Origin of the sequence: Bacillus sp. MYb56 (assembly GCF_002976445.1) — a bacterium.
Classification (GTDB): domain Bacteria; phylum Bacillota; class Bacilli; order Bacillales; family Bacillaceae_G; genus Bacillus_A; species Bacillus_A mycoides.
Window position 1 is genome coordinate 1 of the sequence record NZ_PCOH01000025.1, and the last position, 12,515, is coordinate 12,515.

Genomic DNA, 12,515 nt, shown 5'->3' on the forward strand with positions numbered 1-12,515 from the left:
ACGTTGACATCGAAGATAAGGGTCAAACGGTGAAATTTAAAGAAGTAAAACCGGAACAACCTAAACCAGAACAGCCGAATCAAGATAAAAATACTCAAACATCAGAGCAACCTAAAGAGCAACCACAACCTAAGAAAGAAATTCAATCTAAAATTGGATGGTTACCGCAAACAGGCGCTGACCTTACAAGTTGGATCTCTATGGCTGCAGGTGCATTATTGTTAATTGTTGGTGGAGTGATTTTCCTAAAACGTAAAAATGCATAAAAATTAAAAAATAAGCACATCTGTTTTTTTACAAGATGTGCTTATTTTTATGTTAATAATTTAGTCCTATTTACAGTATTTTAATCTATTTGATTATTTTTGAGTTGTTGTAATAATTCCCTGTTTTCTTTTCCTTAGCTTCCAAAGTGTCTGCTTCTAAATTCACTGTGAGACAAAATCCCTTAGCTATTTCAAAAGGTCTCATAGAGAACTGGGGGATATAATGCTCTTTTTTTACAAACTGTGTTTTTTCTGCCGTGATAAAGCAACAAATCCTTTCCTGCTATCATTATAGAGATAATTTTATCAAAAAAAGAGAGCGTTATCTCTTCAATTTAGATAAATGGGACACAAAGTAGTATGGTGTGACAGAAGTGGCTTTGGCCTTACTGAAATGTTAAAGGGAATTTTCATTCATATAGATTGTTTTAAAAAAGGTGCGAAGTCAATTCTATGACTTTGCACCTTTTTATTTCACTTGAACTTTGTTTAAGCGCGTTTATCTACTCATTGTTACGCGTGAATTGCGTTTAAAATCGACACTTTATTCGTAGTAAATAATACATAATTTTGTTTTACAGTTCTAATTAATATACGATCAGTTGTCCCATATGCTGTTCCGATACGGATTGCACTTGGTTCTTCAACACCGGCATAGGTAGCATCTTCGGTAACCTCAATCACATCACGTAATGGAATCGTGACCTCCGCAAATTGCCATGAAATAATTAACTCATCTTTTGTTTTTTTGACATCAATACCTAGCATTATACCAAGACCTTTCTATAATAGAATGCTACACTTCTTATCTTATTATACAAATTTTTAGATTATTTTTCTACATGTATAAATAGAGCTGATATTTTAAGGGTGCCAAAAGAAAGGGAAGATATACTATCAATCTATTAAGGAATGCGTTATGAAGAAAAGTTCACAGGGAATTAATATGGATTTGATATGGTTGAAGTATGATGAATGAGTAACAGTAGGAGTTGCAGGAAGGAAATGAATGATGAGACTTAAATTAGTAGGAACCTTAACTTGTATAGTAGTAATGTTAGGTATCTTTATCATTTACACCAATATATCTATTGGTAAAGAACCATATAAGACAAACCATGAAACTAGTGAAAACTCCATAAATAAAGAAAAAAATAGTAAGCAAAATCGGACCTCAAATAAGATAGCAAGTTCCTTTGCTAGTATACAGGCTGTAGTAAATAAGGAATATGGTTTACCCGAAGACTATATGCCAGAGGATTTAGTTGTACCAAATGTACCGTTCTCATTTAGTGGAACGGTAGAAAAGAGTCATCTTCGTAAAGAAGCAGCGGAAGCGTTAGAAAAACTATTCCTTTTAGCTAAGCAAGATGGGATCCAGTTGAATGCTGTTTCAGGATTTCGTTCCTATGAGTATCAAAAAGGTCTGTATGCCAACAATGTTAAAAAGAAAGGGCAAGAGCATACGGATCGCTTCTCTGCAAAGCCAGGGCATAGCGAACATCAAACAGGGTTAACGATGGATGTTTCTTCTAAAAGTGCGAACAATGAACTAGAGCTATCCTTTGCGAATACGAAGGAAGGAAAATGGCTGAAAGAAAACGCGCATCGTGCAGGGTTTATCATTCGTTATCCTAAGGGGAAGGAAAGTATTACGGGTTATGCATATGAACCTTGGCATATTCGCTATGTAGGAGATATTGCTGAAAATATATATAAGGAAAAACTGACTTTAGAAGAATATATGAATCTGTGAAAATAGAATTGAAGAGTTAAACTGTATTCATTGTTTATGAATGCTACTTTTTCTATTAAAAAGCCTAATATCTCAATGTTTTGTAGAGAAATTAGGTTTTTTTCATCACTTCATTAGAGTTTTTTAGGCTTCGTTCGTTTGTATACTTCACACAATATTATAAAAGAAATAGAACTTACTGAAGATAACATATGAATGTTTTATAAATGTATCAAAAAAGTGAACAAAATCGTTATTTTGCACAACAAGGTAGTCAGCTTAATGAAATAACTGCTTGTAAAAAAAGAAGCCCTACAGGAAATATTACAGGGCTTCACCAAGTTGAGTTATGTCGTATTCACAAGGGATTTTAACATGATATTTGTGTTGAATAAACTGGTAAATGTGTCCAAGTAATTTGGAGCTATTTTATAAAAAAAGAGAAGCGCTTAATCAGGACGCTCCTCTTAATGCCAATACACAATAACTATCCCATTATACTGTATGAGCGTAAAATATTTAACAATTACCTTCATGGTAAATATTTCATTTTGTCTTAGTACCTTTAAATCACGAAAAAAGGTTCTGCTGTTTCCAACAGAACCTTTCCTAAAATGGCAAAGAGTAACTCTTACCTTACTCTTTGTTCATATACTACAGGAGTTTTAATGAAAATCCAAGGCTCCTTATATTGAGAAATAAAGAAGAATCATTATAAAAAATTTTATCTTTTTTCATAAATAAAAGAGCAGCTAGCAAAAACTAACTGCTCAATACAAGGAAATACAGAGAAAACTAAATGGATTTTGGCATACAGCCTATCAACATTATGGACATAATATTGATTTTTATTCGAAGGAATTCATGTTTTACAAATCAGATTATGATAGTCGATATTCTCCATATTGACCAGAAAAGAACCAAGAATTCTAGTGAAATTCCAAGTGTTCTTTTCCTAGTTTTTTGAAATTCTTTTACTAAATAGCCAATAGCGCTAATTGCTAGAAGAATGAAAAGAATAAGTTCTAGTGTAACTGGCATTTGATCTACTCCTAATCCATTATTTCAATTTAGTATATAACGATTATAAGATATTTTTTGTGGTTAGTGGTGAGAAATTAAACAAAACCATCTCTTTACGAAAAAAGGTCCTGTTGTTTCCAACAGAACCTTTCCTAAAATGGCAAAGAGTAACTCTTACCTTACTCTTTGTTCATATACTACAGGAGTTTTAATGGAAATCCAAGGCTCCTTATATTGAGAAATAAAGAAAAATCATTCTAAAGAATCTTATCTTTGTTATAAATATAAGAGCAGTTAGCAAAAACTAACTGCTCATCTCCAAGGGGGAACAAGGAGAAAAATCTAATGTCATCTATATTATTGACGGAATATTGAGTTTTACTCATAAAAAACTACGTTTAACTTAATGCATAACCCACAATCAAAGTTAGTGTTAAAAACACTGATAATAACAATGTTAGTAAGACTGTTGCTACACTCCTAAGCATCGCAATCCAATTATTCATCTTAGAAAATCCTATAATGCCAGCAAAAAAAGTTCCTATTGTTAAAACTAGTAATATAAATAAAGGGTGAATGTGTAATGAATCCGTGAAAAATTTGAATAATTCAAGTGGAATTTCAAAATATAAACGGAATAGTCCAACGCAAATCAAAGAGCATATAAAGGACCATAGATTGAGGTTATGCTTCATAGCTTTCTCCTATGTCTTCAAAATAGTTTTACTCAATTTTAATGGGAAATGAAGGAAAAAGATAGAGGTTATAAATTAGAATCAATTTTTTAACAAAATAATCCTTTTAATAGAAAGCGAGGAATAACAATGGGACTCGGAAACCGTGGGATGGCATTTGAAATGCTTATCAATCTAGCGAATGAAATGTATCATAGAAACAATTAAAGAAAAAGGCGCTTCTATTAAGTCGTTAAAAGACAATTGGTTTGATACTACAAGCGATAATCCATACAGCACTTTCCTACTCACTGTAATGGCTGGTGTTAATCAGTTAGAACGTGACCTAATTCGAATGCGGCAACGAGAAGGTATTGAACTAGCTAAAGAGCGTGGTGTTTATAAAGGGCGCCCTAAGAAGTACGATGATGATAATCCTAATATGGAACATGCTTTAGATCTGCTTGCAAACCGAAAGGAAAACAAGCTTACAGTAAAGAAGATATGTGAAGTTACAGGTGTAAGCCGCACGGTTCTTTATGAGAGAGCAAAAGAAAAGGGAGTTATGTAGATTTTAAAGCAGCGAATCCGCTGCTTTTTTATTTTATCAAATAAATTGTTTTTGAGTAGAAATGAAAATAGGGGTTTGCCTTAAACATTTATTATTAATCAAGAATATGAGTATAGAAACAGGTTTAAATTTTGTAATGGTGGAGGGGATTGTTGTGGACATAACTCAAAGTGTGGTAAGAATAGTGGTTAATGGGAAAGACCTTCCGTTCACTTCAGTTCAAACCTCTGCATGGAATCATGGACCTGTAAATGATTTAATCGTTTCGACGAATCAGAGAGTGAATGAGCTTTATCAATTCATGTGGTCACAAGTACCAGTTACGATCTCGGTGTATTTTCTTCAAGGGGCGGACTTAATGAGATTCGCTAGGATCGCTGGAATTAATGAACGTGTAACGGGAGAATATATATCATTTCATTTGGGGATAAGAAGAATTCAAAGTAGCTTAACAGCTGCTTTTTTATTTTGCATAGAAAAAGGAACCATAATAGGCTCCTTAATTTGATTCAGAAGTTGTGTAGTTTTTCTTGATGATATCTTTTATGTTGATAATTAAGGATATAAGGAATCCAGCAGCTAGGATACCGTTTACCCAGTAATATGTATTCCCGGATGTAAATTTATTATAAAAGGAATCGATATTATAATACACTAAGCCTGCTGAAATGACGGTAGAGATTACTAACGTACCAAAACTTTTCATGACGCCACCCTCCGATTCTGAAATTTTAGACTTTTAATACAATTGTACATTTAAATAAAAAGGTTTACAAAGGAATTACCATAAGGAGGAGTTATAACGAGTTTCTTCCAATTGATGGTTTTTATTTTTGAAAAAATAACTATTTTATAAAAAATATTTTTTTGACCCCCATAAAATTATTTGTTCCTTCGAATATATATAAGTAGAAGAAAACAGTAGAAGAAAAAGCTAAAATTACCAAAAATATAGCGAAGAGTTATTCAAAGATTACAGCTAAAATAGAAAAGAGCAAGAAGAACAAGTGGTATTGCAAAAGAAAACAAGAAAGTAATACAAAATACAGACTTCACTTTAGTACAAGTGGAAAAAATAGTCATATAAAAAGTCGGCCTCGAAAAATATGAGCACCAGCAAGAAGACAAGCCCAAAGAAAAGTACTAAGAAAATGTGGTTAAATGGTCACTTGTTTAGTGGCCATTTTGCTATTTGAAGCAGAAGGAGGCAGGGAGATTACTAGTGTTGAGTTTAGTAATGAAAATCTTAAAAAAAACGAAAATAGAAGATATCGTATTTAACATACAAAACAACGGAGGAGATAAGGAAGCTTTTATCGTACAGTATCAGCCGTTTATTAGAAAATCAATCTCGTCTGTCTGCCGCAGGTACATTACAGAACAGGATGATGAATATAGTATTGGATTGTTTGCGTTTAACGAAGCAATTGAACAGTATTCATATAAAAAAGGAAAATCTTTTCTAGCGTTTGCTGATCTTCTTATAAAAAGAGATGTAATTGACTATATACGCAAGGAGTCTAAGCATAATCTTGTCTTTTTAAAAGAAGATAAGCAAGAGGAAATATTAGAAATACAAGTATCGCTTACGGAGTATATGAAAGAGATGGAAAATAGTAACCGTAAGGAGGAAATTCTTCATTTTCAAAGTGTGCTAGCTGATTTTAAAATCACATTTTCAGAGCTTGCTAAGGAATCTCCTAAGCATCGTGATACGCGTGAGCACTTAATAGAAATTGTAAAGATTATTATAAAAGACGAGAAAATGATGGAAGAGCTGTTCAGAAAGAAAAAATTACCGCTGAAACATATTGAACCACGTGTTAGGGTAAGTCGTAAAACGTTGGAGCGACATCGAAAATACATTATTGCGATGTGTATTATCTTTGCAAACAACTATACATATATTCTGGATTATATAAGAGGGGAGAAGCATGATGAATAAAGGAATTGTGATGGATATAAAGAAACATAACGTAGTTGTTTTAACTCCAAATGGAGAGTTTATTACGTTTAAAAGAAAAGTACACTCTTACATGATTGGAGAGGAAATCTCGTTTAACGAACAAGAGCAAAGAGCACCGCGTTTTTCAATGCCACCTTTCTTAAAGCCTACAACAGTAATTGTTGCTGGTTTTCTATGCGTATTGCTGTTTTTCTACAATCAACCGGAAGAAAAAGTGTTTGCTTATGTCTCAGTTGATATAAATCCAAGTTTAGAGGCGAGCGTAACGGAAGATCTTCGTGTTATAGATTTGCGGGCTTGTAATGATGATGGAAGGCGTATTTTAAAAGAAATGAAAGGGTGGGAAAATAAGCATCTGCAAGACGTAATACGTACTATTATAAAGCAGAGTCAAAAGGATAAGTACTTAACGAATGATAAGCAAGTTATGCTAACAGCTGTTACAAAGGACAAGTCGTTAGAACCTCAGTTGGAAAAGGCTATGCAAGAATTAAAGAAAGAGTATGAGATAAAACATATTACAGTTGAATATCAAAGCAGTACGGTGCAAATGCGGGAGGATGCCAAGAAAGCAGGGGTTGGAACGGGCGTTTATATAAAACAAGAGAATGAGAAGAAAAAATCGCTTACGCCACCTGCATCGCCGTCTAATCAAGAGGAGCGCGATGAGGAGATACATTCACAACCAAAGTCATCTCCTGATGTATCATCGGATTCATCTCCTGTAAAAGAAGAAAGATACGAGAAGCAAGAGCATATAGAACAAAAGCAACCAAAGGAACAGCAACCGAAGCAAATAAAAGAAAATAATGGAAATCAGCAAGAAAATAACGGTAGAGGGTCTCAGCAAGAAAATAATGGACATCAGCAAGAAAACAACGGTAGAGGACCTCAAAAAGAAAATAATGGACACCAGCAAGAAAACAACGGTAGAGGACCTCAAAAAGAAAATAATGGACATCAGCAAGAAAACAACGGTAGAGGTCCACAAAAAGAAAATAATGGACACCAGCAAGAAAACAACGGTAGAGGATCACAAGGGAATAATGGGAATCAGCAAGGGAATAACGGAAGAGAATCGCAAGGGAATAATGGGAATGGGCAAGGGAACAACGGAAGAGAATCGCAAGGGAAAAATGGGAATCAGCAAGAGAATAACGGAAGAGAATCGCAAGGGAATAATGGGAATGGGCAAGGGAACAACGGAAGAGAATCGCAAGGGAATAATGGGCACCAGCAAGGGAACAATGGTAGAGGGTCTCAGTAAGGAAAGCTCCTACCACATAATATCGAGTGAAAGAAAAATCTATAGAATATTGAACAGAGGGATTTCTTCTATCTGAAGGAATTTCTTAATATTTTTTAAAATGACGGACATAAAATCGTATATCCTTTCGAATTATATATATGGATATCATTAATATTTATATAAAAGGGGAGAAAAAATATGAAAGAAATGTATGAAGAAATCACTGAAGTATTAAAGGTGTTGGCGCATCCTGTCCGTTTATCATTAGTAAAGATAATGCTTGCAAAAGGTCCTATTAACGTAACGACAATGTATGAAACATTACAAATGCCTCAAAGTACAATTAGTCAACATTTATCTAAACTAAAAGCTACTAAAGTCGTTACAGGTACTCGGAAAGGATTAGAAATTTATTATGAAGTAACAGATAATCGTACAAAAGCGATATTATTAAGCTTGGCTTAAAGGGTAACTGTTTAGATTTCAAAATTAAGTAAGCAATTCAGCGACTATAATTTTCTTATTAACATTAGTCGTATGTGTTGTTGTTTTTAATTTGTTTAATACATTTCTTTATTAGGGTCTTGCCGTATCACTATCAAGCTAAAGTTTAAATGGATTATAAAAATGAAAGTTTTCTTATTAGGGTCTTTTTGTTAGCTTGATAGTGATGTGCCATTCCCACTAGTATGTAAAGAATTTGGTAGTTTTTTTAGTCATGTAATCTTTTGATCTGATGGTCTTTTCCCCATTCAAATAGTTCATCCATAATTTGCATTAAAGATTTTCCATGTTCGCTTATTGTGTACTCAACCTTTGGTGGTACTTCTTGATATACAGTACGATGGATAATCCCATCAGCCTCAAGTTGCCGAAGTTGCTGTGTGAGAACTTTTTGTGTAATGTTTGGAATTTCTCGTTTTATTTCATTTGTTCGCATTTTTCCATCCGCCAAAACACATAAAATATGAATTTTCCATTTTCCACCGATCACGTCGAGTGTCGTTGCGATTGGGCAATTATCATTTTGATTCATATAACACCTCCAAAGGTACTTTAAGGTTCCTATAGCACTTTAAAGTACGTACTTTTCAATTATATGTGACTCACTCATACTAATACGTAAAGGATTGAATAATTTAAAAAGGGGATGGAAGATGATGAGAACACTTGTAATTGTAGCACACCCTGATATTGAAAAATCAAAAATTAATAAAAGATGGATCGAAGAACTTGAGAAACATTCGGATGAAATAACGGTGCATGAATTATATAAAGCGGCACCAAATTGGGAGTTTAATATTGAAGAAGAGCAAAAGCTATTAGTAGAACATGACAGATATATATTTCAATTTCCGCTTTATTGGTACAGTTCACCACCATTATTAAAAAAATGGTTCGATGATGTATTAACATATGGATTTGCCTACGGATCAAAAGGGGATAAAGTGAAGGGGAAAGAATTTGGTGTAGCTATTTCTATAGGTGGGTTAGAAAAAGACTATAAAAATAGCGGAATTACAATGGATGAATTAACGAAACCATTCCACGCTACGAGCTTATATACAGGAATGGAATTTATACCATCATTTTATTTATATGGTGCGGAATATGAAATCAGTGATGAAGAGATTGACAAAAGTGCACCTGAGTATGTGAAATATGTGATGAATAAGGAGTTTTCTAATATATAAGGAGAAATAGCCATTTACTTGTTAAGTAGATGGCTATTTTTGTTTATCCCGCATTAACCGCCCGTAAGGTGTGGACTAATAATCAGTGGGGATGAACACCTCACATCGACTAAAGATTCACTTCATTTAAATTCACTAAGTTTAATATTTAGTAAATTAATAATTAATCTGGTAAAATAAAAACCCTAACATATATAAAGGGGAGTTTTACTTGAGAACAATGCGACAATTATTACAAAAAAGAGCAATGCAGTCACCAAATTTGGAAGCGCTTATCTGTGGAGAGAAAAGGTATTCGTTTCAGCAGTATAATGAACGAGTAAATCAGCTTGCACATTATTTGTTACATACCGGTGTGGAAAGAGGGGATCGTATAGGAATTCTATGCAAAAATAATCATCCGTTTCCAAGCGTTATGATGGCAAGCTTAAAAATTGGAGCGGTATTTATTCCGCTTAATCATCAGCTTACTGCTTATGAATTAGAATCGATTGTAAAAGAAGCGAGATTAAAAGTATTAGTTATTGATGATGAATTTAGTGAAGTTGCATTAAAGATTAATGGAGTTAAAGAAATTCCTTATGTAATTGAGACGACAAAAGAAGGATTTGGCTCATTTGAATTAAAATTAAAGGAACAGCCAATAACAGAGCCGAATGTGGAAGTTCATGAAGATGATGATGCCATTTACTTATTTACTTCAGGAACGACTGGACAGGCAAAAGCATGTGTAATTGGTCATAAAAGCTTACACCATTATTTTACTGAAATTGCGGGGCAAAGAGAAATTCCAGCAGGTGAACGCTTTTTATCAGTGCACCCATTGTTTCATATGAGTGGCGTGCTTTCTATTTTAAATTGTATTTATCATGGCGTTACGATGGTCTTTTTAGCTGATTCGAATCCTACTCTTATTTGGGATAAGATTGAAGAAGAGAAAATTACTACGATGCTTGCGTTTCCAGCTGTTTATAGTTACATGCTTGATGAATTAGATAAAAAAGAGCGCAACATTTCGGCCTTTAAAGTAGCGCAAAGTGGTGGTACAAAGGTGCCAGAAACACTCATTCAAAAATATATGGAAAAAGGCATTTATATGGTGCAAGGTTATGGGAGTACAGAAGGTTGGGTAGTAACTTCTTGGCATCCAAATATGGGAAAAGAAAAAATGTCTTCTGTAGGGAAAAATTTGAAACATGTAGAGCTGAAAATTGTTCATCCAGAAACAGGTGATGAGCTAACAACAAATGAAGTTGGAGAGATTCACGTGAAAAGCCCGTACATGTTTAAAGGATATTGGAATAATGAAGAGGCAACAAAGAAGGTAGTAAAAGATAATTGGTTTAACATGGGTGATGCCGGTATGATAGATGATGATGGATTTCTACATATTATGGGAAGATATAAAGACGTTATCGTACGCGGTGGTGACAACGTATATCCAGATCAAGTAGAAGATGTAATTCATGAAATAAATGGTGTTTTAGAAGTTGCAGTAGTTGGGATTCCAAATGACTTTTGGGGGGAGGTTCCAACAGCTTACATTGTAAAGGACATTCAAACGTCTTTAACAGAAGAAGAGATTATTCAGCATTGTAAAGAAAAACTAGCAAGCTATAAAATACCAGAAGTTGTATTTATGGACGAATTACCGAAAAACGCTTTAGGGAAAGTGTTGAAGAGGGAATTAAGGGATGTTTTTCTTGTAAAATAAAAGGTTATTAAATAATGAAGAATCCAGTTATGTATAAACCATAACTGGATTTTTGTTTATAAAAAACATAATAATTTACTAGATTTTGTATTTTGTGTAAGATGATAAAGAATATTCAATTAATAATTAAAGGAAGAGATATAAATGAAGCTGCCACTATTACAAGTGGAGACAGAGAGACTGATTATCCGTCCATTTCAAAAAGAGGATTATGAAAGTTGGTTAGATGGATTCAATAAGAGGTTACCATCTCAATATAAATACGATGATGGCTATCATGACATGTCGTCTTCAACGAAAGAATGGTTTACGGAATGGATAAGAGGATTTGATGAGGCGGCACGACGGGATGAAATGTATGTGCTAGGTATTTTTCAGAAAGAAGATGGCGCCAATATTGGAAAGCTAGAACTTATAAAAATTTTACGTATGGACTATCAATGGGCGATGATGGGTTACTCTATTCATAATCAACATTGGAAAAATGGATACGGAGCAGAAAGTGTAATAGCTGCGCTGCCGTTATTTTTTAATGGCCTTCAATTTCATAGAATCGAATTACATATACATATCGATAATGAGCCATCTATTCGTCTTGCAGAAAGAGCTGGTTTTTCATTTGAATGTACGAGAGAGGCATTTTCTATGGGGAATGGTAAGTGGGCAGATTTTCTTATTTATTATAAAAATAATGAAACGAACAAATAAGGGGATAAAAAATGAAGACTATAAACGTATTTCATTACGACGCATTTACGAATAAACCAAATATGGGAAATCCAGCAGGTATTGTATTAGAGGCGGATGGATTAACGGAAGAGGACATGCAGCGTATTTCTGAAAAAGTTGGATTTAACGAAACATCTTTCGTTCTTTCTTCAGAAGTAGCAGATATAAGAATGCGCTATTTTACACCAGGGTTTGAAATGGATTTATGTGGTCATGGGACAGTTGGAACTATATATGCCTTGCGTGAAAGAGGTTTATTAGAAGAAAAAACAAATCTTACGATTGAAACGAAGGCAGGTATTTTACCGATACAAATAGGTGCAAATGAAAATGGAGAAACCTTTATTAAAATGAGGCAGGCAGCACCTCAGTTTAAAGATTTTGCAGGTTCAAAAGAAGAATTAGCTCATAGTATCGGGTTAGAAGTAACTGATTTAGATGCAAGTGTACCAATTGTATATGGAAGTACGGGGAACTGGACTGTAATTGTACCGATTAAAAATCTAGATGCATGTGAAAGAATGAAACCTAAAAATGAGGCGTTTCCATCGGTATTAAAAGAAATACCTAAGGCTTCTATCCATCCAGTTTGTCTAGAAACTTATGATGAACAGGTGCAAATGCACGGTCGTCATTTTTCATCACCTTATTCTGGAACGATTGAAGATCCTGTGACAGGAACAGCTTCAGGTGTAATGGGAGCGTATTATGCGACGTATTTGGAGAAAGATGTTGACCATGAACTGGAGTTAATCGTTGAGCAAGGGCAGGAAATAAATAAAGATGGTCGTGTAACGGTTTATGTAACGAAAGATGTAGAAAATGATAACTTACAAATTGATATTGCTGGAACAGCGGTGTATGTAAAAGAGTTTGAAATTTCAATATAAAAGA

Annotated in this window: 13 protein-coding genes and 3 pseudogenes; 12 read left to right on the top strand and 4 right to left on the bottom strand. The window is 34.0% G+C overall.

What is annotated here, in order from left to right; genetic code table 11:
* Positions 1-266: LPXTG cell wall anchor domain-containing protein (locus CQ058_RS23325; protein WP_142396395.1), on the top strand; the 266-nt coding region annotated here is incomplete at its 5' end.
* A gap of 513 nt (positions 267-779) precedes the next feature.
* Here the strand turns inward: CQ058_RS23325 and CQ058_RS23330 are convergent.
* A complete protein-coding gene (locus CQ058_RS23330; protein ID WP_002190232.1) occupies positions 780-1,034 on the bottom strand; it encodes a SunI/YnzG family protein in 255 nt (84 codons plus the stop codon).
* 244 nt (positions 1,035-1,278) lie between these two features.
* On the opposite strand from CQ058_RS23330, the gene CQ058_RS23335 reads away from it, so the two are divergent.
* On the top strand, positions 1,279-2,022 hold the full coding sequence (locus tag CQ058_RS23335; RefSeq protein ID WP_033728243.1) for a M15 family metallopeptidase: 744 nt from the start codon (positions 1,279-1,281) through the stop codon (positions 2,020-2,022).
* A 1,400-nt stretch (positions 2,023-3,422) separates the two neighbouring features.
* On the opposite strand, the gene CQ058_RS32385 is transcribed toward CQ058_RS23335, so the two are convergent.
* The gene (locus CQ058_RS32385) at positions 3,423-3,719 is read right to left on the bottom strand and encodes a hypothetical protein (protein ID WP_002142559.1); all 297 of its coding nucleotides are present in this window, start codon (positions 3,717-3,719) and stop codon (positions 3,423-3,425) included.
* 129 nt (positions 3,720-3,848) lie between these two features.
* On the opposite strand from CQ058_RS32385, the pseudogene CQ058_RS32390 reads away from it, so the two are divergent.
* The 3 pseudogenes from CQ058_RS32390 to CQ058_RS23355 form a co-directional block, all read left to right on the top strand.
* Positions 3,849-3,917 (top strand): annotated as a pseudogene (locus CQ058_RS32390) (Holliday junction resolvase RecU); the annotation flags it as partial.
* Positions 3,910-4,269, top strand: a pseudogene (locus CQ058_RS23350) (recombinase family protein); the annotation flags it as partial. The pseudogenes CQ058_RS32390 and CQ058_RS23350, both read left to right, overlap by 8 nt.
* Positions 4,270-4,330: 61 nt before the next feature.
* Positions 4,331-4,700: pseudogene (locus tag CQ058_RS23355) on the top strand (hypothetical protein).
* Positions 4,701-4,768: 68 nt separating this feature from the next.
* Here the strand turns inward: CQ058_RS23355 and CQ058_RS23360 are convergent.
* Positions 4,769-4,975: a hypothetical protein gene (locus CQ058_RS23360; protein ID WP_000834521.1), complete on the bottom strand. Its 207-nt coding sequence runs from the start codon at positions 4,973-4,975 to the stop codon at positions 4,769-4,771.
* Between the two features lie 516 nt (positions 4,976-5,491).
* On the opposite strand from CQ058_RS23360, the gene sigI reads away from it, so the two are divergent.
* From sigI to CQ058_RS23375, 3 genes are all read left to right on the top strand, one after another.
* Positions 5,492-6,214: an RNA polymerase sigma factor SigI gene (gene sigI / locus CQ058_RS23365; protein ID WP_002190225.1), complete on the top strand. Its 723-nt coding sequence runs from the start codon at positions 5,492-5,494 to the stop codon at positions 6,212-6,214.
* A complete protein-coding gene (locus tag CQ058_RS23370) occupies positions 6,207-7,502 on the top strand; it encodes an anti-sigma-I factor RsgI family protein (RefSeq protein WP_105590011.1) in 1,296 nt (431 codons plus the stop codon). The genes sigI and CQ058_RS23370 overlap by 8 nt, the downstream gene beginning before the upstream one ends.
* A gap of 180 nt (positions 7,503-7,682) precedes the next feature.
* On the top strand, positions 7,683-7,949 hold the full coding sequence (locus CQ058_RS23375) for an ArsR/SmtB family transcription factor (RefSeq protein ID WP_000661861.1): 267 nt from the start codon (positions 7,683-7,685) through the stop codon (positions 7,947-7,949).
* 247 nt (positions 7,950-8,196) lie between these two features.
* Here CQ058_RS23375 and CQ058_RS23380 read toward each other — a convergent pair whose 3' ends face one another.
* Positions 8,197-8,520 carry a winged helix-turn-helix transcriptional regulator gene (locus CQ058_RS23380; RefSeq protein ID WP_002033301.1) on the bottom strand — a complete coding sequence of 108 codons (324 nt, stop codon included), beginning with the start codon at positions 8,518-8,520 and terminating at the stop codon, positions 8,197-8,199.
* Positions 8,521-8,644: 124 nt separating this feature from the next.
* Here CQ058_RS23380 and CQ058_RS23385 point away from each other — a divergent pair, with 124 nt between their 5' ends.
* From CQ058_RS23385 to CQ058_RS23400, 4 genes are all read left to right on the top strand, one after another.
* Entirely contained in the window at positions 8,645-9,178 is a 534-nt protein-coding gene (locus CQ058_RS23385; protein WP_002128335.1) for an NAD(P)H-dependent oxidoreductase, read from the top strand.
* A gap of 211 nt (positions 9,179-9,389) precedes the next feature.
* A complete protein-coding gene (locus tag CQ058_RS23390) occupies positions 9,390-10,892 on the top strand; it encodes a class I adenylate-forming enzyme family protein (RefSeq protein ID WP_105590001.1) in 1,503 nt (500 codons plus the stop codon).
* A gap of 144 nt (positions 10,893-11,036) precedes the next feature.
* Positions 11,037-11,600: a GNAT family N-acetyltransferase gene (locus CQ058_RS23395; RefSeq protein ID WP_002190220.1), complete on the top strand. Its 564-nt coding sequence runs from the start codon at positions 11,037-11,039 to the stop codon at positions 11,598-11,600.
* A gap of 11 nt (positions 11,601-11,611) precedes the next feature.
* The gene (locus tag CQ058_RS23400) at positions 11,612-12,511 is read left to right on the top strand and encodes a PhzF family phenazine biosynthesis protein (protein ID WP_002190219.1); all 900 of its coding nucleotides are present in this window, start codon (positions 11,612-11,614) and stop codon (positions 12,509-12,511) included.
* The last annotated feature ends 4 nt before the right edge of the window (positions 12,512-12,515 follow it).

Coding starts and splice junctions, on each gene's coding strand:
- CQ058_RS23330 (WP_002190232.1), bottom strand. CDS start 1,034: ATGCTAGGTATTGATGTCAAAAAAACAAAAGATGAGTTAATTATTTCA.
- CQ058_RS23375 (WP_000661861.1), top strand. CDS start 7,683: ATGAAAGAAATGTATGAAGAAATCACTGAAGTATTAAAGGTGTTGGCG.
- CQ058_RS23335 (WP_033728243.1), top strand. CDS start 1,279: ATGAGACTTAAATTAGTAGGAACCTTAACTTGTATAGTAGTAATGTTA.
- CQ058_RS23370 (WP_105590011.1), top strand. CDS start 6,207: ATGAATAAAGGAATTGTGATGGATATAAAGAAACATAACGTAGTTGTT.
- CQ058_RS23400 (WP_002190219.1), top strand. CDS start 11,612: ATGAAGACTATAAACGTATTTCATTACGACGCATTTACGAATAAACCA.
- CQ058_RS23360 (WP_000834521.1), bottom strand. CDS start 4,975: ATGAAAAGTTTTGGTACGTTAGTAATCTCTACCGTCATTTCAGCAGGC.
- CQ058_RS23385 (WP_002128335.1), top strand. CDS start 8,645: ATGAGAACACTTGTAATTGTAGCACACCCTGATATTGAAAAATCAAAA.
- CQ058_RS23380 (WP_002033301.1), bottom strand. CDS start 8,520: ATGAATCAAAATGATAATTGCCCAATCGCAACGACACTCGACGTGATC.
- CQ058_RS23395 (WP_002190220.1), top strand. CDS start 11,037: ATGAAGCTGCCACTATTACAAGTGGAGACAGAGAGACTGATTATCCGT.
- CQ058_RS32385 (WP_002142559.1), bottom strand. CDS start 3,719: ATGAAGCATAACCTCAATCTATGGTCCTTTATATGCTCTTTGATTTGC.